Origin of the sequence: Streptomyces sp. NPDC006134, from assembly GCF_040628835.1 — a bacterium.
GTDB lineage: Bacteria > Actinomycetota > Actinomycetes > Streptomycetales > Streptomycetaceae > Streptomyces.
Map to the genome: position 1 here is coordinate 114,460 of NZ_JBEXTV010000007.1, position 24,202 is coordinate 138,661.

A 24,202-nucleotide genomic window follows, 5' to 3' on the forward strand; every position below is an offset into this window, starting at 1 on the left:
GTCTCCGGACTCTCCACGGGTGCCCTGCATCCGAGGGAAACAACGACTGGAATCCGGACAGAATTCCCAAGCCGCCCCTCAATTTTTCTGATCATGCAGTACCCTGTCCCGCCACACGAGTCGGTACGGTGCCGACAAGGCGCGCAGAGGACCAGGTCAGGCCGGGGGCGGAAGGGGGTCCCGGGACCCCCAAGGGCCCCTTCGGTCACCGCGCCGAAGAGACGCCCGTCACACCCGAACGCCCGCCATCTCGACCCGCCGTCCCACCTCATGGACAGCGCACCCGCCTCACAAGCGACGCACCCACCCGCAGGCGATGCGCCCACCCCACGCACACGTCTCGCTCCTGTAGACGGCGCACACAGATCAAGGGTTGCCCGGTCGCACCGCACAACACCACGCATCGCCGCGCCACCGCGCCACCGCACTCCCCCGCCACCGTGCCGGCTCAGCCGCACCACCCCGGCTCAGCCGCACCGCGCCGACTCAGCCGCACCACCCCGGCTCAGCCGCACCGCGCCGACTCAGCCGCACCACCCCGACTCAGCCGAACTGCACCGACTCAGCCGAACTGCACCGACCGCTTCGCCAGCCCCATCCAGAACCCCTCGATCACGGACCGCTGCCTGTCCAGCTCACCGGCCGCGTCCGCCGCCCCCATGGCCACGAAGAGGGGAGCGAAGTGCTCGGTGCGCGGATGGGCGAGCAGGCCCGCCGGGGACGTGCGGGCGAAGTCCAGCAGCGCGTCCACGTCCCCGGCCTCCAGCGCGCGCCGCCCCCAGTCGTCGAATTCGGCGGACCAGGCGGGGACGCCTCCGTGCCGCAGCGCGGCCAGGTTGTGGGTGAAGAAGCCGGAGCCGACGATCAGGACGCCCTCGTCGCGCAGGGGGGCGAGCCTGCGGCCGATCTCCATGAGCCCGGCCGGGTCGAGGGTCGGCATGGAGACCTGGAGGACCGGGATGTCGGCGTCGGGGTACATCTCCACGAGCGGGACGTACGCACCGTGGTCGAGTCCGCGGTCGGGGATGTCCTGCACGGGCCGGCCGGGGGCGCGCAGCAGCTTCCGTACGGACTCGGCGAGCTCCGGTGCGCCGGGGGCCTCGTAGCGCACCCGGTAGTAGCGCTCGGGGAAGCCCCAGAAGTCGTAGACGAGCGGAACGGTGCGGGTGGCGCCGAGGGCGAGCGGGGCCTCCTCCCAGTGGGCGGAGACGACGAGGATCGCCCGGGGGCGGGGCAGGCGGGCCGCCCAGGCGGCGAGTTCGCCGGGCCAGACGGGGTCGTCCGCGAGCGGCGGGGCACCGTGGCTGAGGTAGAGGGCGGGCATGCGGTCCCGGGTGGCGGCGGACATGGCGGCGGCTCCCTCGGGTCGAACTGCTGCGACCGACCTTACGCCCACTTTGTTTAACCTTCAAGTACAAGTCTCGTAGAGTGGGATACATGAACACGGCACCCTCATCCGCACCCGCGCAAGAGCCCCGCTGGCTCACCGACGAGGAGCAGCGCGTCTGGCGCTCGTACATCGAGGCCGCCACCCTGCTGGAGGACCACCTGGACCGCCAGCTCCAGCGTGACGCCGGTATGCCGCACATCTACTACGGCCTGCTCGTCAAGCTCGCCGAGTCCCCGCGCCGGCGGCTGCGGATGACGGAGCTGGCCCGGTACGCGAAGATCACCCGCTCCCGCCTCTCGCACGCCGTCGCCCGCCTGGAGAAGAGCGGCTGGGTACGCCGCGAGGACTGCCCCTCCGACAAGCGGGGCCAGTTCGCCGTGCTCACGGACGAGGGGTACGAGGTGCTGCGCCGGACCGCGCCGGGCCACGTGGACGCCGTACGCCAAGCGGTGTTCGACCGCCTCTCCCCCGAGCAGCAGAAGTCCCTCGGCGAGATCATGCGGATCATCGCCGAGGGACTCCAGCCCAGCGAATCGGGCGCGGACCTGCCCTGGCTGCGCTGACCGCGCGACAGGGAGCGGATCCGCCCCGGCTGCGCCGAGCACCCGGAAAGGACCGTCCGGCTGCGCCGAGCGCGCGGAAAGGGAGCGGGCCTGTCCCGGCCGCGCCGAGCGCGCGGCGGGACAGGCCCAGGGACGTACGGACGGGGCGTCCCCTCCCCGCCCGTACGAGGCGCGACGCGGCGCGGTGCAGCGACCCGAGGGGTACATCCGGAGGGATACGTCCGGAGGGATACGTCCGGAGGGATACGTCCGGACCGTCGCCGTCAGTGGGCGATGACCGGCACCCGCACCTCGCCCTCGGCGCCCTCACCGGACTCGGTCACCGCGGACATGTTCGGCCGGCCGGCGTTGACGAAGGTCAGGGCGATGGCCGCGGCCACGACGAGGATGCCGACGGCGAACCAGATCGCACTGGTGTAGCCCTGCACCATGCCCTCCAGCTGGACCAGTTGCTGCTGCGACCGGGAGGTCGCCGAGCCGATGTGGTCGGTGATGTAGGACGTGGTCGCGGAGGCGGCGATCGTGTTCAGCAGCGCGGTACCGATGGCGCCGCCCACCTGCTGCGAGGTGTTGACCATCGCGGAGGCGACACCGGCGTCCTGCGGACGGACGCCCTGCGTGGCCATGGACATGGCCGGCATGAACGCCGTACCCATGCCGAGGCCCAGCAGCAGCATGCCGGGCAGCAGCACACCGGCGTACGAGGTGTTGATCTCCAGCTGGGTCAGCAGCAGCATGCCGACGGCGGCGACCAGGAAGCCGGGGCCCATCAGCAGACGCGGCGGGACGCGGGTCAGCAGGCGGGTGCCGATCTGGGTCGAGCCCGTGATCATGCCCGCGACCATCGGCAGGAAGGCGAAGCCCGTCTTGACCGGCGAGTAGCCCTTCACGACCTGGAGGTAGTAGGTCAGGAAGAGGAACAGGCCGAACATCGCGATGATGGCGAGACCGAGCGAGAGGTAGACACCGCCGCGATTGCGGTCGGTGACCACGCGCAGCGGCAGCAGCGGGGCCTTGACCTTCGCCTCGACCAGCACGAAGGCGATCAGCAGCACGGCGGAGGCGACGAACATGCCGATGGTCACGCCCTCGCCCCAGCCCTCGGACTCGGCGCGGGTGAAGCCGTAGACCAGCGCGACCAGGCCCAGGGTGGACAGGATGACGCCGGGGATGTCGAGCGCCGAGCGGTTGCGGCTGCCCTCCGGCTCACGGACGACGAACCAGGCACCGGCCGCGGCGATCACGGCGAACGGGATGTTGACGAAGAACGTCCAGCGCCAGTCCAGGTACTCGGTGAGGAAACCGCCGAGGATCAGGCCGACGGCGGCACCGCCACCGGCGATGGCGCCGTAGATGCCGAACGCCTTGGCGCGCTCCCTGGCGTCCGTGAACATCACGGCGAGCAGGGAGAGCGCGGCGGGCGCGAGCAGGGCACCGAAGGCGCCCTGGAGGGCGCGGGAGCCGAACATCATGGCCTCGTTGGTGGCCGCGCCGCCCAGCGCGGAGGCCGCGGCGAAGCCGGCCAGGCCGGTGACGAACGTGCGCTTGCGGCCCCACAGGTCGGCTATCCGGCCGCCGAACAGCAGCAGGCCGCCGAAGGCGAGGGCGTAGGCCGTGACGACCCACTGCCGGTTGCCGTCGGAGATGCCGAGGTCCTGCTGGGCGGAGGGAAGGGCGATGTTCACGATGGTCGAGTCGAGGACGACCATCAGCTGGGCGAGCGCGATGAAGACGAGCGCCTTCCAGCGGCCGGGGTCGGCGGCGCCGGGAGCCTTGAGGGCTGTTTCAGACATGGGTGTACCCACTTCGGGACTTCGGAGCTTCAGAACCTCGAAGCTTCGGGACTTCGGGACTTCGGGACGGTCGGTGGTTGGTGAGGGAGACGCGACGACGGAAACGAAAGAGGACGTGTCAGAGGACTCGGAACTCGGAGGAGAACTCGGAACTCGGAACTCGGAACTCGGAAGAGGAGCTGAGAGGAGAACCGACACCCGGCACGGGGCCGGGGCCGGTACCGGTACCGGGAGTGACGACTGGGGAGAAGCGCTGAACTGATCGATCAGGCCTGGCGCAGATCCTCCAGGGTCACGGCGGCTCCCGGCAGGGCGGAGCGGGCGGGTGCCCGCAGCCCGTCCAGGAACAGTTGCAGATGCCGGTGGACGAAGCGGTCGACCCGGAAGCACGGCGTACCGGCCGGTGGACGGCTGAGCTGGCCCATGGCGACCATCAGGTCGCCGACGCCCACGTCGGCGCGGAGCTGCCCGGCCGCCTTGGCCTGGTCCATGATCCGGGCGACGAGCCGCTCGACCCGTGCACGGGCGGCGACGAGGTCGGGGTGGTGCTGGTCGAACGTGCTGGACACCATCGGGCACAGGGCACTGATCCGCTCGTCGGCGGCGGTGTGCACGAAGTGCTCCAGCACCGCGAAGGCGTCGCCGTTCTCCGCGAGCGCGTCTTCGGCCGCCTGCGCCGTGCGGTCCATGACCGAGCAGACGACCTCGCGGACGAGGGCGTCGCGGTCCGGGAAGTTGCGGTACACCGTGGCGTTGCCGACGCCGGCCCGGCGGGCGATCTCGTCGAATGGCACATCGGGGCCGTGTTCGACGAACATCTCCCGGGCGGCGGCGACGATCCGCTCCCGGTTGCGCAGGGCGTCGGCGCGCGGCCGGGTCGCCTTGCGCGGTACGGGGGAGGCGGTCTGCACGGCGTACTCCTTCGGGACGTACGGGAAAACTTGACGGAAAGAGCTTGACGAAAAGAGCTCGACGGGAAGAACTGGACGGTCACGATCCGGGGACCGAGTCCCCGTTTCGCTCGGACACTCGACTAAACGGGGAAACGCTCCCCGGTTATTTCCGCCCCACCGAACATTCTTCTGTGGTCTGCGCCACATCCCCAGTGTGGGCTACCGGCGGGAAACCCACGATCGGTCTCCTTCAACGCGCGCCCGCGCACCCCTCGGACCAGGGTGATCGCAAGGGGTGCAGCCGGAGACCGGCGGCTGCCGTGGTGGCCCGGGAGGTCCGCATGCAGGCGCAGCGCCGTCGGATACGCCTCCGCCGCCCGGTCGCCCCGCCGAACACCCGCCGCCCGGCCGCTCTGTCGGACTCCCGTCACCCGGCCGTCCCGTCGGACTCCCGTCACCCGGCCACCCCGACGACCCCCCGCCGCGTGGCCGCCCTGGCGACCGTCACCGCCCTCACCCTCGCCGTCAGCACCTCCGCCGGCACCGGGCACCTCGCCCCCGGCACCACACCGCCCGGCGCGGGCCCGGTCTCCCTCTCGCGTTCCTCCGCACACGGCCCCTGCATGATCAGCGGCGGCCCCGAGGTCCAGATGTCGGAGGGCGTCCCCACCTCCGGCAGCTATGCCCGCTCCACCGGTACCGTCCGCGCCCTGACCCTGATGATCGACTTCTCCGACGCGCCCGGCCAGGGCAGCGCCCTGGACCGCTACCGCGAGTTCTTCCCGCAGACCGAGCAGTGGTTCCGCACCAGCTCCTACGGCCGTCTCGACTACCGCCCCGAGACGCCCATCCGCGACTGGCTGCGCATGCCGAAGCCGTTCCGGGAGTACGGCATAGAGCGCGGCGCCCCCTTCGACCCCGGTTACCGGGAGCTGGTCCAGGACATCGTGGCGGCGTCCGACGCGAAGGTCGACTTCCGCGCGTACGACCTGATGAACGTGCTGGTCACCCCGAACGCGGGCCCCTCCGCCCTGGACACGGTCCTGTCCGTCACCTTCGCCGGCAACCCCGAGGCGCCGATCGCCGACGGCGTCCCGGTCGCGAACGCGTCCTTCGTCTACTCCCGCCAGGACGACGGCTCCGGCTCCTACGACAAGACCGGCTACCGCGTCCTGCCGCACGAGAACGGCCACGTCTTCGGCCTGCCCGACCTCTACACCCAGGAGGGCGGGGGCGCGGTCGGCCACTGGGACATCATGAGCGAGGACTGGGGCGCCAACAACGACCTGCTCGGCTGGCACAAGTGGAAGCTGGGCTGGCTGGACGCGGCCCAGGTGCACTGCGCGGCGACCCCCGGCACGAGGGAGTACACCCTGACCCCGCTCGCCCGCGCGGGCGGCTCGAAACTGGTCTTCGTCCCCCTGGACGCCCGCTCCGGCTACGCCGTCGAACTGCGCACCCGCGGCGGCAACGACGAGGTGGTGTGCCGGCCGGGCGTGCTCGTCTACAAGGTCGACGCGGACGTGGACACCGGGATGGGCCCGGTGCGGGTGTACGACTCCCTCCGCGACAGCGGCGGCTGCACCCGCGCCCCGAACGTGCACGCGGAGCTCTCCGATGCCGCTTTCACCCCCGGTGAGACCTTCAAGGATCCCCACCGGGGCATCACGATCGTGGTGGCGGGAGCCGATCTGTCGGGAGACCACCGGGTACGGGTGACACGGAGCTGACCTGATCCGACCTGTCCTCACCCAAGCACTCGGGGCCCGACAGAGGCACCGAAGGAACCGGCGGAGAGAAGATCAGAGGAACCGGCAGAGAAACCGGCGAAGGAACCGGCAAAGCAACCGGCGGATTACCGTAGGGGCCTCCCCGCCCCTGATGGACGCCCTGACGGACACCCGACGGACACCCCGACGGACGCCCCGACGGACACCTGACGAACACCCCGACGGACACCCCGACGGACACCTGACGGACACCCCGACGGACGCCCGACCGCCGCACCGAAAGACCCGATGCCCCCGATGCCCCCCATGCCCCCGACGGACACCCCCGAGGGTGCCGGCGCCGTACCCGCCGAGGCGGTCGCCCCGCTGCTGCGCGGTCTCGCCGTACTGCGGCGGCTGACCGAGGCGGGCGGCACACTCAGCCTCAGCGACCTGGAACGGGCCACCGGCCTGGCCCGCTCCACCGTCGACCGCATCACGGCGACGCTCTCCCGCATGGGGTACGTCCGTCCGGACGGCCGGGACGTCACCCTCGCCCCCCGCCTGATGGAGCTGGGCAACGCCTACCTGGCCGCCCTGCGCCTGCCCGCCCTGCTGGACGCGCGCGCGGACGCCCTCGCCGACGAGCTGGACGAGTCGGTGTCACTGGCGGTCGGCGACCGGGACGGCATCCGCTTCATCCACCAGGCGACCCGCCGCCGCGCGATGTCCCTGAGCTTCCGCATCGGCGACCTGCTCCCGGCCGAACGCACCGCGCCGGGCCCGCTGTTCGCGGCCGAGTGGACGGACGCCGACTGGCGCCGCTGGCGCGCCCGCCGGGCGGCCGACCCGCACGACCACGGCTTCCCCGCCGTACCGCCCGCCGAACGGCCCGCCCCCGACGCCGACTTCGAACGTCGTACGGCGCGGGCGGCGGCCGAGGGCTGGGCGCTGGACGACCAGCTGATCGAGCCCGGCCTGGTCGCCGTGTCCGTACCGGTGCGCGATCCCCGTACGGGCCGGGTGGCGTGCGTGGCGAGCGTGGTGAGCCACACCAGCCGCCACACGGCCGAGGGGCTGCGCGAGACCCTCCTCCCGCGCCTGCGGTCGGCGGTGGCCCGCATGGAGGACGACCTGCGCACCGCGCCGCCGCCGGTACCCGGCGCGGCCCCCTCGGGCCTGGCCGGCTGGACGGGGGCGTCGAAGCAGGAACTGGGCCGGGAGTTCGTCGAGTCGCTGGCCCGCGGCCTCACCGTCCTGACCGCCTTCGGTGAGGGCCGGGCGGAGCTGACCCTCGCCGAGGTCGCGAAGGCCACGGGCCTGGCCCGGGCGACGGCCCGCCGGGCACTGATCACGTACGAGTACGCGGGCCTGGTGGCGCCGGCCTCCGACCGCGCGTTCACCCTCACCCCCCGGGTCCTCTCCCTCGGCTTCCCGCCCCTCTCCCGCACGTCCCTCCCCCAGATCGCCCAGCCCCACCTGGCCGCCCTGGCGGACCGCGTCCAGGAGTCGGCGTCCCTGGCCGTCCTGTCGGACCGCCCGTCGCCGGGCCCCGGCGGCCCGGCGACGGCCCCCGGCCCGGTCGCGGACATCCAGTACACGGCGCGGGTGACCCCGAGCCGCGTGATGAGCGTCGACATCACGGTCGGCACCCGGCAGCCGGCGTACGCCACCGCCCTGGGCCGCGTCCTGCTGGCCGGCCTGCCCGCACCGGACCGCGCCCTCGGCGACCCGCGCCCCCTCACCCCGCACACGGTCACCGACCCCGCGGAGCTGGCCCGCCTGCTGGACCGGGTCCGGGCGCAGGGCTACGCCCTGACCGACCAGGAGCTGGAGGAGGGCCTGCGCTCGATCGCGGTCCCGGTCCGCGACGGCACGGGCCGGACGGTGGCCGCGGTGAACGTGGCGATGCACGCGGCCCGGCGCACGCTGGAGGCGTGCGTCGACGAGATCCTGCCGGAGCTGAGGGAGACGGCGGACCGCATCGAGGGCGACCTGCGGGTGGCGGGGAGATTCAGACGAGTCCCCCTGACCTGACGCCCCCACGAGAGTCCCCCCACCCTCCACGACACCTGTTGCTTAAACGACAGGCGTCGAATAACGTACGCGGGCATGAGAGCGGAGATCTGGGCGGACGTCGTCTGCGCGTGGGCATACATCGGCAAGCGCCGCCTGGAGCGGGCCCTGGCCGACTGGCGGGGAGAGCCGGTCGAGGTCGTCTGGCGCCCCTTCCGCATCGACCCGATGGCCCCGCCCCGCGCCCTTCCGCTCGCCGGGGAACTGCGCGACCCGCTGGTGGACGGGGCGCTGCGGCAGTGCTCCCCGGGCCTCTCGCCGGCCGAGAACCGGGTACGGGTCTCGCGCATCGCCGCGGAGGAGGGCATCGGCCCGCACTGGGGAGCGGCCTGGCGGGCGAACAGCCACGACGCCCACCGCCTCCTGGCGGTGGCCCACGAACAGGGCGGGTCCTCCCTGCAGAACACCGTGGCGGAGGGCCTGCTGCGGGCCCACTTCACCGAGGCCCGCGACATCAGCGCCCCCGAGGTGCTCACCGACATCGCCCGGCAGGCCGGCTTCCTGCAGGGCGGCGACCTCCTGGCCCAGGGCGCGGGCGACCGGACCGTCCGGGAACTGCTGCTGTCGGGGAAGGCCAGGGGCATCAAGACCTCGCCGACCCTCGTCGTCGCGGGCCGGGCCCTCCCCGGAGCCCAGCCGCCGGAGGTCATCACCGACTTCCTCCACGCCACCGCGGGCGAGACCGAACGCCCCCTCCCTCCCGAAGTACGCCGCTTCCGCGAGGCCGAGTCCCTGCTGGACCTCGGCGACCCCCTGGGCTGCCTCACCTTGCTCGCCCCCCTCCTGGAGGACCGGACCACGGCCACGGACCGCGGCGTCCGCACGCTGGCCGCCCGCGCCTACTTCCACTCCGCCCAGCTCGGCAGAGCGGCGGCGACCCTGGAGGACCTGGTCGCCACCTCCCCCGACGACTCCTACGCCCGCCTGCTGCTGGGCCGGACCCGGGAGCGCCAGGGCAGAAGCGCGGAGGCGGCGGGACACCTGCGGCTGGCGACGGCGATGACACCGTCGTACGGCCACTGATCCCAAACCCCCGCCTCCCCCACCGCCCGCTGCCCACCACCGAACACACCCCACGCCCCTCCCCTCCCTCCCACGACACACGTTGCTTTGACGGCACGAGACGTGAAAGCTGCCCGCATGCCGAACGCCCCCCACCCCCACGAGGACTCCGAGGGCTCCCTGGACCCCCGCGTCCGCCGTACCCGGGCCCGACTGCGCACCGCGCTCCTGGACCTGTCCGCCGAACGCGACCTGGACACGATCACGATGGCGGACATCGCGAAGCGCGCCGAGGTCAACCGGGCGACGGTGTACCTCCATTACAAGGACCGCGACGACCTGCTCCTCGACGCCACGGACAGCGCCATGAGCGCCCTCGTCGAAGCGGTCCGCGCCTGCCGTACGGCGCCGGCCGCGGACGACCGGCGGGCACCCGACGCGGACACCCCGCCGGGCCACCTGGTCACCCTCTTCACCCACGTCGCCCGCCACCGCCCCCTGTACGCCCGCATGCTGGGCGAGGACGGCAGCTCCCGCTTCACCGCCCGCCTGGAACGCCGCCTGGCCGAGGCGTGGCGGGAACAACTCGCCCTCGACACAGGAGCCGACGGCATCGACAGCGCCGTACGCGCCCACTACGTCAGCGGCGGCCTGGTCGCACTGATCACCCACTGGGCCGAGGGAACCTTCGACGCGACCGGCGCCCCGGACACCCCCCTCAGCCCCGACCACCTGGCCCGCCTCGCCTGGCCCCTGATCCGGCCTCGCCCCTGACCCGGGCTCGCCCCTGACCCGGCCTCGCCCCTGACCCGTCCAGGCGCCCCGCCGGGACCCGACACCCTCGGCTTCCACTCCCGCCCCTCGGGAGGGGCGGCCGAACGACCGCCCCTCCCACCAACCTCAGCGATCCATCCGTTCCACCCGATCCGCCATCATGCCGACGCACTCGTCGAGCGCCGCGTGCAACGGCGACACGAAGGCGGCGAGTTCGACATCCGAAGCCTCACCCGACTCCAGTACGGCCCCGACGACCGCCACCAGCACGGCGGCTGCCTCCAGGGCATGCAGGTCGGCCAGCGTCTCGAGGTAGCCGCCGGGGCGCGCGACCACGAACGCCTCCTTGCCGGTGGCCGGATCGACACCGATGCTGCGGGGACGCCACCCGTTCATACGGCGGCCTCCCACACGGCGACGTACGGCCGGACCAGAGGCAGACCGTCGACGGCGATCATCTCCGTATGCGGACACGAAGACACGGGACGTCGTCCGGAAACGGCCGGACGGGCGGCGAGAAGCGGCGGCGCGTCGGCACGGTGCGCCCCACTCGGAGGCAGAAGGAAGTGCAGGATCGCGGCCAGTAGGCTGCGCATAGGTCGACTCCTACTCAGTCGGCTCAGCCCCGGCGCGGAAGCTCTCACCCTTCCCGTCGGGGCGTTCTGGCTGAGCCCGAACCTTACCCTTCTGACGGTAGTGGTGGGTAGTGGTTGGTAGTAGTACTAAGTAATGCGCAGTGGAGGGTGGCGCTCTACGGTCAAAAGGTGGACAAGATCAGCCCCGACTCGCCGCAGTATGTGTACGAACAGCTGGCCGCGATCATCGAACGGAAGATCCGTTCCGGCGAGTACCCGCCCGGCACCCGGCTCCCCGGAGAGCTGACGATGACGCACGACTACAAGGTCGGCCCGGGCACCGTCCGCCGCGCGCTGGACATCCTCCGGGACAGGGGATTGGTCGTAACCGTGCGCGCTCGCGGGTCGTTCGTGGTCGACCCTCTGCCGCCCTCCCCTGAAACCTCCGAGCCCTCCGCATAGGCAAGGCCCCGCAGCCGAGCCCGAGGGGCCGGCGAAGCGCTCCATCCGTTCGCCAGCCACCGCACGCGTTCCCTGCCACGGGAAAGCGCAGGCCCATGCCCCACCCCCAAGCAGACGCATCCGCTACCCTGTCATCAGTCAGCCGGGCATCCGGCGACACCCTTGTCCGGGGCTTCCCGGCGGGCGTCGCGGGAACCGTCCGACCAGCAGGCTTGCGCGACCGGCCTGAAGATCCACTCAATGGATCTCCAGCAAGGTCTTCCGCAGGCCCCGCCTTCGTAGCTCAGGGGATAGAGCACCGCTCTCCTAAAGCGGGTGTCGCAGGTTCGAATCCTGCCGGGGGCACAGAGCAAAGGGCCAGCTCAGGAGGGGCTTCCTCCCGGGCTGGCCCTTCATCGTGTTCGAGGCCGTGCCACACGCGTGCCACTGAGCCTTTTCCATCATTGGCCTGAGCTGGCCAAATGCAGAGTCACGATGGCTCGGACGAGGCTTGTGACGCGAGTGGTCGAGCACCGCAGCTTGCGGAGGAGTCGCCAAGACTTGAGGGTGGCGACGGCTTGCTCGACCAGGGTCCGGATCTTGGCGTGAGACCGGTTGACAGCCTTCTGACCTCGGGAAAGTGTCTCCCAGCGTCCCCAGTACGGGACGCGGACCGTGCCTCCGGCGCCTCGGTATCCCTTGTCGGCCCAGCACTTGATGCCAGCGTCCGTGAGCGTGCGGACGATGTCGTGTTCACGGGCGGCCCGGACGTCGTGGACGGCACCGGGCGGAGCCGGAGAGGCCCACAGCAGCCGACCGGACGGATCGGCCAGGATCTGCACGTTCATCCCGTGTTTCTTGTGCTTGCCGGAGTAGAAGGGGCGGTCTGCTGCGATGCGGTCGATGGGCAGCAGGGTGCCGTCCAGCAGCACGAATGCCTTCGTCGATGCCGTACGGGCTGCCTCCTCGAGGGCTGGGGCAAGTGCGGCCAGGAGTTCGACGGCCTCGGCGACGTACCGGTAGGCGGTCGTGGTGCCGATGCCGAACCCGGCCGCGAGCCGGGCATACGGAAGGCCGTTGCGAAGGTGGGCGAGAGTGAGCAGGGCCTGCCGGCCCGGGCTCAGGCGCCGCCACCGGGTTCCGAGCTCGTGACGGTGTCGGCGGAGCTTGGCGGACAGGAAGCGCAGGGCAGAGCTGGACACGTCGATGCCCGACGGGTAGACAAGCACATGAAGCCTCTGGTGGAGACGGTTCTCTTGGTCGAAAACCCATCTACCAGGGGCTTCACCTGCCTGGCAGCCCAACCGTCCTGTCCAGCGCCCAGGTTGGAAAGGGCTCACTGCCACGGTGTCCGTCGGCCCCGCACCACAAGCGCACCAGATCGAGCGGGGAACAGCGGAGAGTCACGGTGAAAGCCAGCGGCACCGGCGAGGGTGCAGGTCAACCATCAGCGCAGGTCAGCGGCCGAACCACCCGCAAATGTTCGCAGCTTCCCGAGCTGAGAGTCCGAGTCCGCAGAGCCTCGTGTGGGCAGGCGTGTGCGGTCTGTCGCGTGACCCACCAGAACTTCAGCGATCACAGGACACACGCCGGGATACCCTCGCAGCCTTGAAATGGTTCAGCCACCTGATTCCGGGGGGAATTATGATGATTTCATTGCGTGGTTCCGTACCGCGCAGAGTGACGAGCGTGGCGTTCGCCGCTGTGCTGCTCGCTGGCGGAACGGTTGCCTGCGGAGGGGGCTCGGCGAGTGACTCCGCGAGTGAGGGCTCGCCTACGGTGACACCTGCGACGGCCGTGGCGAAGGCGGCGGCGAACTCTGAGCGCATCACGTCGCTCCACTACCGGGTCACCGGGACCGTGCCGGAGAAGGGCCGGCTGGAGGCCGAGGCATCCATGCGCACGGAACCGGCGGTCATGAAGATGAAGATGAACGCGACCGACCAGGGCAGAGAAGGCCAGTTGGAGATCCGGTTCGTCGACGAGGTGATGTACGTCAGCGGGACTGCGATCAGCTCCGGAAAGCTGGACGGCAAGAGCTGGTTCAGCGCCCATCCGGCCGTATGGGGACACGGCGCGATGGACAACCAGTCCTACCAGGTACTGCCGGCTCAGTTTGAAGGTAACCCGACCACGCAGTCCATGATCCTGACCGCCTCCAAGGACGTGCGAAGGATTGGGACGGAGACGATCGGCGGAACCCGGACCACTCACTACAGAGGAACGGTCACCAGCCGCAACATCAGAGCCGCCCGTGACGCTGCCGCGAACAAGGCGGCTCGAGAGCGCCAGATCAACAACCTTGATCAGTTCATGATGCTACGCATCGACGACATGCTCACCATGGATCTGTGGATCGGAGACGACAACCACACCAAGCAGTTCCGCATGCGGGGCGATACGCGCGCCACACGGGGCGACACCGAGGGCAAGCCGCTCGATTTCACCGACGGCGCCCCCCTCGACTTGACCATCACCTTCCTCGACATCAACCAGCCGGTGACCGTCGAGGCACCACCGTCCGAAGACACCGCCGACCTCGCCGTGCTGGCGGACAAGGCACAGGCAAGCTGAGCGACACCTGGGAAGACCTGAACGGCCTGCCCCGGCGGCACCGTCTCACTTACCGTCTTATTCAGCCCCGTTCACAGCCGTTCAGGGGAGGCTCCGAGCCCTGTCCACCCCTCCGACCAACCGGGCATGAACACAGGTGAACGGCTCGGGCCAGGCTCAAGCACCCCACCACCACAGTTGGAGATCACGATGGCGTAAGAGCAGAGCGGGTACTGTGTCCGGTCGGCGATACGTGATCAGCTTGGGGTGTGGAGACCATCATCGCCAGTGCCATAGCCGTTCTGGGGACTCTGCTCGGCTCGGGGCTCACCCTGGCTTTTCAGCAGCGCACTACCGACAAGGGGCATCAGTTCACCCGCCATGAGAGGCTCCGCCAGGAGCGACTCGATGCTCACTCCGCCTACGCCGGCGCACTCATCAACTACCGCCGCTGCCTGGTACATCTCTGGTTCTGCGAACACGAACAACCACCGCACGAGGACCCCAGCGTGGTGCGAATCCGCGCATACGACCTGCGTTCCAACGCCCAAGAAGCTCTCTTCCGGGTGCAGATGCTCACCGATGACGACGCCTTGAGCGAGGCAGCAGAAGCTGCACTTGCGGACGTCACAGCCCTGCCCAAGACGGACAGCAGGACCGAACTGGACCAGCGCAGGGTGAAGACCCGCGACGACATCAGTCGACTGGTCAGCGCGTCCAAGCGCCATCTCTGATGCGCCTGCCAGCGCCTCTGCACGTAGGGGTCGTCAGGCGCGCTTACCGAGCCCACACCCGCTGGAACTCATCGACTGTGACGGCTTCCAGCGGGTCTTCCTCAGGATCGATCGCCTGGTCTGTCAGGCAACCGTGCTCGTCCTCCAGGTACTCCCAGCTGTACCGGTGGAGTTGTCCTGCCGAAGTGAGCTCGGCTTGCTTGATGACGATCAACTCGCCGCGGTCGGGTACGGCCTCGATGTACCACAAGCCGCCCTCCTCGTCAGCGTGGCGGAAGTGGTGCCGCAGGGTGGCGTTCTCATCGAGCGCTCGGAAGTAGGCCACGCTCTCTGCTTTGATGCGCTCCAGATCGACCACGGGCCCATCGTGCCAGCGAGCGCGCGGGGTTGCATTGTTCTGACATCCACGAGTGACATCAACTGATTCGGCTCGCCGAGGCGATCGGTGTGCCGCTGGAGGACTTCGTCCGGTGAGCGGCCCGCCTCCGACGGGGGGGATACGGGCCGCCTCTCCACCACGGAGGGAGCGGAGGGGCGGGGTCGGCGCGACGGCGCGGAGCAGTCAGGTGGTGTACTCCAGCTCGGTGAGGGCCGCCAGACGGGTCCGCTGTGCCATTTCGGTCATGTCCAGCTTGCTGAGGAAGGACGTGAGGGCCTGCCGCGTATCTCTCAGCTGATCGACAAGGGCGGGCAGTTCGAGGTGTGCGGGCAGGAGTATCCGGCGGAAGTCCGGTTCCTCGATCGCCCGCGCGATGAGCTGTTCGGCCAGCCAGAGCGGAGTGCGCTCGCGGATGGCGAAGGTCAGATGCAGGCTGGGCTGCTCCTGGTCCAGGGCGTGCGGGTTGTGGACCCAGCCTCGGGGCAGCAGCAGGGTCTGCCCGGCCGTCAGCTCGACCGTAAGGTCCGGGCCGGCCGCCTCCCACATGGGGATGAACTCCTCACGCCACACACGGAAGGACTCCTGGTACTCCCGCATCGGGGCCTCGACCGGCGGCTTCCACAGTTGCCAGGTCTTGGTGCCGGCCACCTGCACGATGACGGCCATCTGCTGATCCCAGTGGTGCAGCAGACCCTGCTCGCCCGCGGGCGTGAGGAAGGCGTGCATGTAGTTCGAGTAGCCGGTCTCCTGCTGGATGTCCTGCGAGATGCGGTGAAAGGCGGGCAGCCAGCGCTGCATGTTCCCGAAGCGGATGGTGTAGCCCTGGTCCCGCAGTCGGCTGAGTTTGGTCGGGTCGGTGCGGCCGTTCGTCAGGAACGCTGTTCGGTTGGACGGGCCGGCCTTGATGACGGCGATCTCGTCGGGTGGTACGCAGCCGGTCTCGATCAGTTCGGTGAAGTGGTCGAGACTCATGGCCTCGTCCACCTTCGTCCGTCCGCGCTCGTACACGCGGGGCTGGTCGGGCCAGGAGGCCAGCAGGTCTTTCACCCCTTCGGGGGGCAGCAGCAAGCGAAGCGACACGGGTTCCTCACGGGTCATGAGGGCGGCAGCGGGCAGGGCAGATCCGGGTGGTGCAGGCTCGGGCAGCAGACGATCTGGGCGGCGAACAGGCTGCGGGACGGGGTGTAGTAGACGCAGGAGACATCGACGCCGCGTGGCAGCGCGTCCCGCGCGTACGCCAGTGTGACGTCCAGCCCCACGTACGCCTGCTGTCCGTCCGTCCGCTCGAATGGCGGGGTTTCGAGGTACTGCTGCTCCAGCCAGACGACGGCCTTACCGACGTCCGTCCAGGTCAGTGCGCGAGTTACCTGCGCCTTCTTCAGCAGCCAGTGCCCGGTCATCAGCGGAGGCAGGGTGCCGGTGCTGAACTCCTGCGCGGCCTTGTGGTACCGGTCAACGATGTCCGGTGCTACGGGCAAGACGGGATGGGCGGGGCGCCTGTTCCCCTCTGCGGCGTACGCTTTCGGGTCGCCGATCCAGGGCCCGAAACCGTGCCAGTGACCGCGCCAGGTCTGGCTGGTCAGCCTCGGCTCCTCCGGTGCGATGGTGGTCATGGCGTCCTTCCGGGACGGGCCGCCCCGCGCGCAAGGGCGGCCCGTGAGGTGCGTGAGGTGGACGGTCAGCCTAGAGCGCCAGGCCCCGGCTCCGGGCCCATTCGATGGCGAACGAGTCGAGTTCCGCGCCGGTCATGCGCAGCTCCTTGCCGCTACCCGCGGGCTTGGAGTCCACGACGGCGAACGCGTCCGCGACACCGGCGAGGGGGATGGTGGCCACGCAGGTCTCGTTGTCGCCGCCGAGGTTGCCGCCGCACCACTTCTTGACGGGCGTGTCGGCCACGGGCAGCTCGTACAGGTCCTTCATCACTGACCTCCAGTGATCTGAGGTTGGAGAGACGGTCTCCGGCCGTGATGCCGTCCGCCCCAGGGATCGACCTGTCCAGGGTTGGGGCCTGGGGCGGGCGCCTTGCAGACCCGTCCACCAGGCGATGCCGGCGGGCGGGGGCTTGGGGCACCGCCCTGGTCTGCGGGCGGTGCAGAGGGAGAAGTTCAGCGGCGGGTCGACCGGCCGCGGGTCGCGGTCTTCCACGAGCTGGTGAACGCCATCAGCGATGCCTCGGGTCACGGCCAGCGGGGAGCACCGCATGCCGGCGGGAGTCAGTGCCACTCGATGTGCCGGTAGGTGTGCTCGTGGGGGCCGGTTTGGTGCGGCGGCCGGGTGCAGTGCAGCCCACTCTCCGGGTGCGGCAGCCAGCAGTAGCCGGCCGCGCGGCCAGCACTCTCGGCGGCGGCGCGCAGCTGCTCGGCGGTGTACTGGGTCGGCGTCGTCATCGTCGGTATCGCCTGATGAGCCGGGACAGGGCGCGGCCGGTCTCGCACTGGCCGACGTCGTCGACGCAGGGCTCGCACAGGGCGACGTGCGCATAGAGCGCCAGGTACGCGCGTACGCCGGCGTGCTGGTGGCAGGCTCGCGGCCACCAGTGCCCGGCCTCGCCGGTCTGCTCGCCGAGGTCGACGGAGGTCTCCGTGGTGAGCCGCTCCGTGCCCCACACGCAGACGGCACCGCGAACCTGGTCCGAGGTCAGCGTGTCGAAGTCGGGCAGGACGAGCAGGGCCAGAACCTCGGGCGGGATCTCTTGGGTGGTGCTCGCCAGGCTCGTTCCGGAGCTGGCCAGCGAGCGGCACCGTGGCAGGTCGGTGAGCACGCCGGGCTCCGTCTCTACGGGCTCGGCGGCCCTGGTGTGCGTCGTCATGAGGCGATGCTGTCGACCTGACCTCCGGTGCGGGAGTGTGTACGGAGTGCGAGTCGCATCGCTGGATTCACACACTGTGTGATCGTTCCGTCGTTAGGCTCCACACAGTGAGTGAGCCGGGGGCACGCATGGAGCCGAACACACTTCTTGACGCACTGCTCGACGAGGCTGGAGTCTCCCGAAAGGGCTTGGCCGCGCGGATCAACCAGGCGGGCGCCGTTCGTGGCCTGACCCTGCGCTACGACCACAGCTCGGTGATCCGCTGGCTGAAGGGGCAACTGCCCCGGGGCCTCACCCCCACGCTCATCTGTGACGTCCTCTCCGCCCGCCTCGGACGGTCGCTCACCCTGGAGGACATCGGCATGGGCAACGACAACACCCCGCCGCCCAGCAGTACGCCGCTCGCCGGTTTCATCGAACGGTCCACCGCGCTCTGGCGCGGCGACCACCAGCAGCGCCCCGACCTCCGGCAGACGCCTGTCATCACCGGTCTTCCGGCCGTCGGGCCGGTGTGGGAGTGGGAGAACCCGCCCGAGGATGCCGATGTCTCCCGCGACGGTACTCCCCGCGTCGGCATGTCCGACGTCGAGCAGCTGCGCGGCGCCCGCGCCCATTACGAGCAGATGTACCGGAAGGCCGGCGGCGTCGCCACGAAGGCCCGCGTCCTCCAGTTTCTGAACTTCGAGACCGCGCCGCTGCTGCGCGGCGCCTACTCCGACGCGACTGGGCGGGAGCTGCACCGCGCGGTCGGCGGCCTGGTTGCCGTCGCCGGGATCTGCTCGTACGACTCCGACGCCCAGGGCCTCGCACAGCGGTACTTCCACCAGGCGCTGCGCCTGGCGAAGGCCAGCGGCGACCGGGCGTTCGGCGGGTACGTGATAGCGCTGCTGGTCAACCAGGCGCTGTACATGCGGGAGTATCGGCAGGCGGTCGCCTTCGCCGAGGCCGGGCTGCGGACTGCCGGGCATGCGATCTCCCCGGCGCTGGCCTGCGATCTGCACGCGATGCAGGCGAAGGCGTTCTCCCGCATGGGCGACCACACCTCGGCCCGCCGCGCCATGACGGCCGCGGAGACGGCCGCCGGACAGATCCGGCCTGACGAGGAACCGGCCGAGACCGGCTATGTGCAACCCGGCCTCCTGGAGGCGAACATGGCGGACGCGCTCATGAGGCTCGGCGACACCGGCCCCGCGCAGGCGTACGCCGCCGAGGCTGTGGCCACCCAGACGCACGAGCGGGGCCGCGTGCACCGGCTGGCCACGCTCACGGACTGCCAGCTACGGGCCGGGGACGCCGAGCTGGCGGCGGCCACCGCCCGCACCGTGCTCGACTCCATGCAGGGTATGGAGTCCCAGCGGCTGCGGGACCGCTTGGTCAAGCTGCGCCGCGGCATGGTCGGCCTGGACAGCAGCGCCACCGCCGAGGTCGTCGAACGGATCAACAACACCCTGCGCATCCCGATGTGACCGGTGTGCTGGGATAGGTGGCGTACCCGATGAGAGGCAAGCCAGTGTCCGAGTGGCGCAACCTGTCCGAACGGACCGTGTACGAAAACCGCTGGGTGAAGGTCACGATGGCCGACGTGGAGCTGCCCGACGGCCGGCACCTCGACCACACCGTCATCCGCCTGCGGCCGGTCGCCGTGGCCACGGTCGTGAACGAGGCGAACGAGGTGCTGCTGCTGTGGCGGCACCGGTTCATCACGGGCGCGTGGGGGTGGGAGCTACCTTCGGGCGGGACCGGCGAGGGCGAGGACCCGGCTGCGGCGGCGGCGCGGGAATTCGAGGAAGAGACTGGCTGGCGCCCGGGCCCGATGCGCCTGCTGCTCACGGTCGACCCGATGCCGGGCATTTCCACGAGTCACCACCGGGTGTACTGGTCAGACCGGGCCGAGAAGGTGGGCGAGCCCCGTGACGACTTCGAGTCCGCACGTCGCGAGTGGGTGCCGCTGGCCGCGGTTCCCGAGCTCATTGCCCGTGGCGAGGTCCGGTCGGCGAACGCCGTAGCCGCGCTGCTGATGCTCCACCACCTCCGCCTCCGCTGATCCCAGGCATGACGAAGCAGCCCCCTGCACGGCCCGCGAAGAGCCATGCAGGGGGCGGTTCTTACAGACGGCGGCGGTCGCTCAGGATCAAGGGCGGGCTCGTCGTCGTGGTCGGCTCGGGCTGCGGGGCGCCGTCCCGGCGGCACACCAGGGCATCAGGGTCGTCGGCCGGCGGCTGGAGGCTGTACCCGTCGGGGCAGTCCGGCCCGGCCGGGCCCCGCTCACCCTGGGGTCCCTGCGGCCCGGGCTCGCCCTGCGGGCCCGCAGGGTGGCGTTCTCATCGAGTGCTCGGAAGCAGGCCACACTCTCTGCTTTGATGCGCTCCAGATCGACCACGGGCCCATCGTGCCAGCGAGCGCGCGGGGTTGCATTGTTCTGACATCCACGAGTGACATCAACGGCGTCGGACACCAGCACGCATAGGCGGTCCGGCATGGCCAGTGGCGCCGGGTAGCTCCCCGGCAGTGCCGAGGCGTGATCTAACTCCTAAAGCGGGGGTCGCAGGTTCGAATCCTGCCGGGGCACACGGCAAAGGGCCGGTTCGGGGGCTTACCGTCCGAACCGGCCCTGCTGCGTGATCGTGTCCGTGCCGCGCTCGCAGCGCAGGGTCCGTTGCGTTCCCATCGGCCTGGCCCCCTGGCATCAGCCTTCGTGGGGCACCTTCGGTCGGGTGACCGGCACGACAGTGAGGAGATCGTCCAGCCCCTTGAAGTCGTCGGGGTGGGTGGTGAAGAGGGGAAGGTCCTCGGCCACGGCGATGGCGGCGATCATCAGGTCGGCCACCCGGCGACGTGGCTTGCGGCCGGCGCTGATCACCGACGCGCAGATACGGCCGTAGATGCGGGCCGCGTCGGCGTCGAAGGGGATGGGGGTCGAACTCGTTCTCGGCGCGCTGAAGGACGTCGAGCCTGCGGGCGCGTTCGACGTGTTCGTCGTAGATGCTCTGTTCGTCGTTGCGACGGACCTCGTGCGGACCGGCGGACAGCTCGGCCAGGGCGATGGCGGTGATCGCCATTTCGTCCGGGAGTTCCTCGGGAGCCACCCATCGGCGCAGAATCATGATGTCGGTGTCGAGGAGTCCCTGCTCGTACGTCGAGCGATCAGCGGGCATAGGGATCGTCCAGGTAGGTCTCAGCCGTGGCGCCCTGGTCGGCGCGGAACGTGTCGAGGTCGATGTCGGGAGCGGTCCTGGACATCGCGGCGAACTCCTGGCGGGAGACGAATCGACGGCGTCGCCGCAGAGGGACGAGCTGCCCGGTCGGGTGTCCGTCACGGGTGACGGTGAACGACTGGCCGCCCTGTACGGCGTCCATGATCTCTCGGGACCGGTTGCGCAGATCCCGCTGGGTGATTTCGGGCTGAACGCCCATATCCACCACGGCAGCGTGCGGTGCTGCGTGGTGCTACCGGGTAGCACCACGCACTGGAAACCTGCGCTGACGAACTTCCGGCCGTGGACGCGGCGAGCGGCCGGGTTGACCGGCCGTCGTCATGGGCAGCCGAAGCACTCCCTGACCGTCCCGGCTCCGAGCGCTCGCGGTCTCACCAAGGCCGCCACCCGGAGACGGCTACGCCGCCGCACTGCTCTGATCACCGCCGGCCGGCATGTGCAGGGCGTGGTCGCCGAAGTCCGCGACCAGGGCCGGCCTCCCGCCGAGCGCCTCTGCGGAGCGGGCGACGACGTCAGGGGGCGCCCTCACCGTGTTCGGTCCGAGAACCCCGGCGGATGCTTCGGCCAGTACGCCGGCATCCAGACGACCGGCTTCCGCGATCTGCCGCCCGGGCGGCGGGTGGAACCGCTCGGGGTGATTTGCGCGTTGGGCTGTGTGAGCGAGGGCTGTGTTCCTACGCTGGGTCACCTGTGGCCGCGAGTACCGGGGGGTCGAGTGAGCGCCGAGATCGTGCAGTTGGTGGAGCAGGCGGGGCCGTATCTGGCGACTGCGGTGAGTGCGTACGGGGCGGCGGTGTTCACGCGGGCGGAGAGCGCGGCGGTGGATGCCACGGCGAATCTGGGGCGGCGCATCCTGCAGGCGGTGTGGCGCCGCCGGGACGAGCGGGGGCGGGCGGAGCTGGAGGCCGCGGTCCAGGACGCGGCCGAGGCGCCGGACGACGCGGACGCGGCGGCCGCTGTGCGCCTGCAGGTCAGGCGTGCGCTGCGCGAGGACGCCGAGTTGCTGGCGGAACTGGCCCGGCTGCTGCCCGCGGCCGGGGAGACGGTACAGGTGACGGCCTCGGGTGAGCGGTCGATCGCCGCCAGGACCATCGGCACGGCCGTCACCGGGGACCACACGACGATCCGGCCATGACGGACAGGACGACAGCCGGAAAGGGCCCTCAGGCGACGGGGGCCCGGTCCATGGCGGTGGGCGGCGATGTCGGGGTGGCGGTCACCGGGGACGGAGCCCGGGTGGTGGTGCTGCCGGCCGAGGCGGTGCGCTGGGCCAGAGAGGTGGACGCGCCGCCGGGCGCCGGGAACCTGCCCGGGTCCGCGTCCGGCGTGTTCGTCGGGCGCCGGGACGAGCTCGCCGAGCTGCGCCGGTTGCTGACCGCCGAGGGGGAGGCCGCGGTCACCCAGGTGCCGGGGGTGCGGGCGGTCCACGGGCTGGGCGGGATCGGCAAGAGCACGCTCGCCCTGCACTACGCCCACACCTACCGGCGTACGTACACGCTGGTGTGGTGGATCAACGCCACGAGCACCGAGCAGATCGTCACCGGCCTGGCCTCCCTCGCCACGCGGCTGTGCCCGCAGTGGGCCGCGGCCACGGGTGTGCAGGAGCGGGCGGCGTGGGCGATGCTGTGGCTGCAGTGGCACCCCGGCTGGCTGCTCGTCTTCGACAACGTCGAAGACCCCGCCGACCTGCGCCACTACCTCGGTGCCCTCCCGGACGGGCATCACCTGGCCACCAGCCGCACCGCGACCGGCTGGCACGCCATCGCCCCCACCATGCCCCTGGGCCTGCTCGATCCCGACGCGGCCGTGGACCTGCTGTGCACCCTCGCCTTCGGGCCGGAACACACCCCCACGCCGGCACAGCGCCGGGACGCCGCCGCCCTGGCCGCCGACCTCGGCTGTCTGCCGCTGGCGCTGGAGCAGGCGGGTGCCTACCTGTTCGAGACCGGCACCCCGCCGGCCGACTACCGGCGGATGCTGGGGCAGGTCATGGACGCGGCCGCGGGCGGGATCGATCCCGAACGCACCATCGCCCGCATCTGGCACCACACCCTGACCGCCGTGGAACGCCGCAGCCCCCAGGCGGTCACCCTGCTGAACGCCGTGGCCTGGCTGGCGCCCGACGCCATCCCCCGCGCCCTGCTCGCCCCGCTCTGCCCCGACCCGCTCGCCCTCGGCGAGGCCCTGGGCGCGCTGTACGCGTACAACATGATCGCCTACAGCGCCGACCGCCAGAGCATCGGCGTCCACCGCCTCGTGCAGACCGTCCTGCGTCACCGGCCCGCCGGTTCCGACGGGTACCCGCCCGGCCGGCAGGACGCCGAACTCCTCATCCTGCACGCCATGCCCGACGAGGGCGCGGACCACTCACGGTGGGAACAGTTCCTGCCCCACGTCGTCGCCGTCGCCGACTCCACACCGCCCCACAGCCCGGCATCGCCCCACACCGCCGACACCTACCACGCCGCCGCGCAGTACCTGTACCACCAGGGACGCGACGCCCACAGCATCCCTCTGCGCGCGGCCGCACTCGCCCAGTACGAGCGGGTCCTGGGCGACACCCACCCCCAGACCCTGATCAGCCGCAACGACCTCGCGCTCGCCTGCCAGGCGGCGGGGGATCTACAGCGGGCCATCCCCCTGTTCGAAACCACCCTCACCCAGCGCGAGCAGGTCCTGGGCGACACCCATCCCCACACCCTGACCAGCCGCAACAACCTCGCGCTCGCCTGCCAGGCGGCGGGGGATCTACAGCGAGCCATCCCCCTGTTCGAAACCACCCTCACCCAGCGCGAGCAGGTCCTGGGCGACACCTACCCCCGCACCCTGAACAGCCGCAACAACCTCGCCTACGCCTATGAATCGGCGGGGGATCTGCAGCGAGCCATCCCTCTGTACGAGACCACCCTCGCCCAGCGTGCGCAGGTCCTGGGCGACACCCACCCCCAGACCTTGAACAGCCGCAACGATCTCGCCGGCGCCTACCAGGCGGCAGGAGACCTCCACCGGGCCATCCCCCTGTACGAGACCACCCTCACCCAGCGTGCGCAGGTCCTGGGCGACACCCACCCTCACACCCTGGCCAGCCGCAACAACCTCGCCGGCGCCTACCAGGCGGCAGGGGATTTACAGCGAGCCATCCCCCTGTACGAAACCACCCTCACCCAGTGCGAACAGATCCTGGGCGACACCCACCCCCAGACCCTGGCCAGCCGCAACAACCTCGCCGGCGCCTACCAGGCGGCAGGGGATTTACAGCGAGCCATCCCCCTGTACGAAACCACCCTCACCCAGTG

The 24,202-nt window shown here is 70.7% G+C and carries 25 protein-coding genes, 1 tRNA gene and 1 pseudogene; 13 read left to right on the forward strand and 14 right to left on the reverse strand.

The features are described from left to right. Window positions 1-562: 562 nt before the first annotated feature. Window positions 563-1,348 (reverse strand): class III extradiol ring-cleavage dioxygenase, encoded by a 786-nt coding sequence (locus tag ABZ340_RS06725; protein ID WP_358780658.1) that lies wholly within the window; start codon window positions 1,346-1,348, stop codon window positions 563-565. An 89-nt stretch (window positions 1,349-1,437) separates the two neighbouring features. Between ABZ340_RS06725 and ABZ340_RS06730 the strand changes: the two genes are divergently transcribed. After that, complete coding sequence (locus ABZ340_RS06730; RefSeq protein WP_358780659.1) at window positions 1,438-1,953, forward strand: MarR family transcriptional regulator; 516 nt, start codon at window positions 1,438-1,440, stop codon at window positions 1,951-1,953. A gap of 263 nt (window positions 1,954-2,216) precedes the next feature. Here the strand turns inward: ABZ340_RS06730 and ABZ340_RS06735 are convergent, their stop codons facing one another. Continuing rightward, on the reverse strand, window positions 2,217-3,746 hold the full coding sequence (locus ABZ340_RS06735) for an MFS transporter (protein ID WP_358780660.1): 1,530 nt from the start codon (window positions 3,744-3,746) through the stop codon (window positions 2,217-2,219). Window positions 3,747-4,012: 266 nt separating this feature from the next. Next, entirely contained in the window at window positions 4,013-4,657 is a 645-nt protein-coding gene (locus tag ABZ340_RS06740) for a helix-turn-helix domain-containing protein (RefSeq protein ID WP_358780661.1), read from the reverse strand. Window positions 4,658-4,980: 323 nt separating this feature from the next. Here ABZ340_RS06740 and ABZ340_RS06745 point away from each other — a divergent pair, with 323 nt between their 5' ends. The 4 genes from ABZ340_RS06745 (at window position 4,981) to ABZ340_RS06760 (ending at window position 10,200) form a co-directional block, all read left to right on the forward strand. Beyond that, on the forward strand, window positions 4,981-6,369 hold the full coding sequence (locus ABZ340_RS06745; protein ID WP_358780662.1) for a M6 family metalloprotease domain-containing protein: 1,389 nt from the start codon (window positions 4,981-4,983) through the stop codon (window positions 6,367-6,369). 306 nt (window positions 6,370-6,675) lie between these two features. After that, window positions 6,676-8,385: an IclR family transcriptional regulator C-terminal domain-containing protein gene (locus tag ABZ340_RS06750; RefSeq protein ID WP_358780663.1), complete on the forward strand. Its 1,710-nt coding sequence runs from the start codon at window positions 6,676-6,678 to the stop codon at window positions 8,383-8,385. A gap of 75 nt (window positions 8,386-8,460) precedes the next feature. Then, the gene (locus ABZ340_RS06755; protein WP_358780664.1) at window positions 8,461-9,447 is read left to right on the forward strand and encodes a DsbA family protein; all 987 of its coding nucleotides are present in this window, start codon (window positions 8,461-8,463) and stop codon (window positions 9,445-9,447) included. Window positions 9,448-9,564: 117 nt separating this feature from the next. Beyond that, a complete protein-coding gene (locus ABZ340_RS06760) occupies window positions 9,565-10,200 on the forward strand; it encodes a TetR/AcrR family transcriptional regulator (protein ID WP_358780665.1) in 636 nt (211 codons plus the stop codon). Between the two features lie 126 nt (window positions 10,201-10,326). On the opposite strand, the gene ABZ340_RS06765 is transcribed toward ABZ340_RS06760, so the two are convergent. Beyond that, on the reverse strand, window positions 10,327-10,596 hold the full coding sequence (locus ABZ340_RS06765; RefSeq protein ID WP_358780666.1) for a hypothetical protein: 270 nt from the start codon (window positions 10,594-10,596) through the stop codon (window positions 10,327-10,329). 368 nt (window positions 10,597-10,964) lie between these two features. Between ABZ340_RS06765 and ABZ340_RS06770 the strand changes: the two genes are divergently transcribed. Continuing rightward, window positions 10,965-11,237: a GntR family transcriptional regulator gene (locus ABZ340_RS06770; protein ID WP_358780667.1), complete on the forward strand. Its 273-nt coding sequence runs from the start codon at window positions 10,965-10,967 to the stop codon at window positions 11,235-11,237. Between the two features lie 272 nt (window positions 11,238-11,509). After that, window positions 11,510-11,582: transfer RNA gene (locus tag ABZ340_RS06775), tRNA-Arg, on the forward strand. Between the two features lie 95 nt (window positions 11,583-11,677). Here ABZ340_RS06775 and ABZ340_RS06780 read toward each other — a convergent pair. Continuing rightward, window positions 11,678-12,445 carry an IS5 family transposase gene (locus ABZ340_RS06780; RefSeq protein WP_358780668.1) on the reverse strand — a complete coding sequence of 256 codons (768 nt, stop codon included), beginning with the start codon at window positions 12,443-12,445 and terminating at the stop codon, window positions 11,678-11,680. Between the two features lie 418 nt (window positions 12,446-12,863). On the opposite strand from ABZ340_RS06780, the gene ABZ340_RS06785 reads away from it, so the two are divergent. Continuing rightward, window positions 12,864-13,790 (forward strand): hypothetical protein, encoded by a 927-nt coding sequence (locus ABZ340_RS06785; protein ID WP_358780715.1) that lies wholly within the window; start codon window positions 12,864-12,866, stop codon window positions 13,788-13,790. Window positions 13,791-14,038: 248 nt separating this feature from the next. After that, window positions 14,039-14,503, forward strand: coding sequence for a hypothetical protein (locus ABZ340_RS06790; RefSeq protein WP_358780669.1), 465 nt, complete (start codon window positions 14,039-14,041; stop codon window positions 14,501-14,503). A 43-nt stretch (window positions 14,504-14,546) separates the two neighbouring features. Here the strand turns inward: ABZ340_RS06790 and ABZ340_RS06795 are convergent, their stop codons facing one another. The 6 genes from ABZ340_RS06795 to ABZ340_RS06820 all read right to left on the reverse strand — a co-directional run bounded on the left by ABZ340_RS06795 (window position 14,547) and on the right by ABZ340_RS06820 (window position 17,691). Further along, complete coding sequence (locus ABZ340_RS06795) at window positions 14,547-14,861, reverse strand: hypothetical protein (RefSeq protein ID WP_358780670.1); 315 nt, start codon at window positions 14,859-14,861, stop codon at window positions 14,547-14,549. 204 nt (window positions 14,862-15,065) lie between these two features. After that, a complete protein-coding gene (locus tag ABZ340_RS06800) occupies window positions 15,066-15,962 on the reverse strand; it encodes a cupin domain-containing protein (RefSeq protein WP_358780671.1) in 897 nt (298 codons plus the stop codon). A gap of 14 nt (window positions 15,963-15,976) precedes the next feature. Continuing rightward, complete coding sequence (locus ABZ340_RS06805; protein ID WP_358780672.1) at window positions 15,977-16,495, reverse strand: hypothetical protein; 519 nt, start codon at window positions 16,493-16,495, stop codon at window positions 15,977-15,979. A gap of 70 nt (window positions 16,496-16,565) precedes the next feature. Continuing rightward, window positions 16,566-16,802, reverse strand: coding sequence for a DUF397 domain-containing protein (locus ABZ340_RS06810; protein WP_358780673.1), 237 nt, complete (start codon window positions 16,800-16,802; stop codon window positions 16,566-16,568). Between the two features lie 293 nt (window positions 16,803-17,095). After that, a complete protein-coding gene (locus ABZ340_RS06815; protein WP_358780674.1) occupies window positions 17,096-17,269 on the reverse strand; it encodes a hypothetical protein in 174 nt (57 codons plus the stop codon). Next, complete coding sequence (locus ABZ340_RS06820; protein ID WP_358780675.1) at window positions 17,266-17,691, reverse strand: hypothetical protein; 426 nt, start codon at window positions 17,689-17,691, stop codon at window positions 17,266-17,268. Before ABZ340_RS06820 ends, ABZ340_RS06815 begins: the two co-directional genes overlap by 4 nt. Before the next feature lie 128 nt (window positions 17,692-17,819). Between ABZ340_RS06820 and ABZ340_RS06825 the strand changes: the two genes are divergently transcribed. Together ABZ340_RS06825 and ABZ340_RS06830 are read left to right on the forward strand one after the other, a co-directional pair. Continuing rightward, window positions 17,820-19,157 (forward strand): transcriptional regulator, encoded by a 1,338-nt coding sequence (locus tag ABZ340_RS06825; RefSeq protein WP_358780676.1) that lies wholly within the window; start codon window positions 17,820-17,822, stop codon window positions 19,155-19,157. A 29-nt stretch (window positions 19,158-19,186) separates the two neighbouring features. After that, on the forward strand, window positions 19,187-19,735 hold the full coding sequence (locus ABZ340_RS06830) for an NUDIX domain-containing protein (RefSeq protein WP_358780677.1): 549 nt from the start codon (window positions 19,187-19,189) through the stop codon (window positions 19,733-19,735). A gap of 642 nt (window positions 19,736-20,377) precedes the next feature. On the opposite strand, the pseudogene ABZ340_RS06835 reads toward ABZ340_RS06830, so the two are convergent. From ABZ340_RS06835 to ABZ340_RS06845, 3 genes and pseudogenes are all read right to left on the reverse strand, one after another. Further along, window positions 20,378-20,846, reverse strand: a pseudogene (locus ABZ340_RS06835) (type II toxin-antitoxin system VapC family toxin). Next, window positions 20,836-21,105: a type II toxin-antitoxin system prevent-host-death family antitoxin gene (locus ABZ340_RS06840; protein ID WP_358780678.1), complete on the reverse strand. Its 270-nt coding sequence runs from the start codon at window positions 21,103-21,105 to the stop codon at window positions 20,836-20,838. Before ABZ340_RS06840 ends, ABZ340_RS06835 begins: the two are co-directional and overlap by 11 nt. A 198-nt stretch (window positions 21,106-21,303) precedes the next feature. Continuing rightward, complete coding sequence (locus ABZ340_RS06845; RefSeq protein WP_358780679.1) at window positions 21,304-21,435, reverse strand: hypothetical protein; 132 nt, start codon at window positions 21,433-21,435, stop codon at window positions 21,304-21,306. A gap of 186 nt (window positions 21,436-21,621) precedes the next feature. On the opposite strand from ABZ340_RS06845, the gene ABZ340_RS06850 reads away from it, so the two are divergent. Beyond that, window positions 21,622-22,041 (forward strand): hypothetical protein, encoded by a 420-nt coding sequence (locus ABZ340_RS06850; protein ID WP_358780680.1) that lies wholly within the window; start codon window positions 21,622-21,624, stop codon window positions 22,039-22,041. Next, window positions 22,038-24,202, forward strand: a 2,165-nt coding sequence (locus ABZ340_RS06855) for a tetratricopeptide repeat protein (RefSeq protein ID WP_358780681.1), incomplete at its 3' end; no start/stop codon positions are given. The genes ABZ340_RS06850 and ABZ340_RS06855, both read left to right, overlap by 4 nt.